The following is a 284-nucleotide window of genomic DNA, read 5'->3' as shown; positions in this document are numbered from 1 at the left end:
AGAGCTGGGCGCCCTTGTCGCCGGTCGGCCAGATCGACCAGCCCATGCTCCAGCCGGTCATCGCCCAGGTCTTCGACCACCCGTTGAGCACGATCAGCCGGTCGCGAATTTCGGGGAAGTTGAGCAGCGAAAAATGCGTCTCGCCGTCGTAGGTCATCACGTCGTAGATCTCGTCGGACAGGATGGCGACGTGCGGATGCGCCTCCAGCCCCTTGACCAGCTTCTCGATCTCGGCGCGCGGCGTCACACCCCCGGTCGGGTTGGCCGGCGAGTTGAGGATCAGC

At 65.1% G+C, this 284-nt stretch carries 1 protein-coding gene; it reads right to left on the bottom strand.

Annotated elements, in window-relative coordinates; genetic code table 11:
• Positions 1–284, bottom strand: a 284-nt coding sequence (locus tag EN807_RS34945; RefSeq protein ID WP_135938115.1) for an aminotransferase class I/II-fold pyridoxal phosphate-dependent enzyme, incomplete at both ends; no start/stop codon positions are given.

Source organism: Mesorhizobium sp. M5C.F.Ca.ET.164.01.1.1 (genome assembly GCF_004792125.1).
GTDB classification, from domain to species: Bacteria; Pseudomonadota; Alphaproteobacteria; order Rhizobiales; family Rhizobiaceae; genus Mesorhizobium; species Mesorhizobium wenxiniae.
This window is presented reverse-complemented; position numbering and strand designations above follow the sequence as displayed.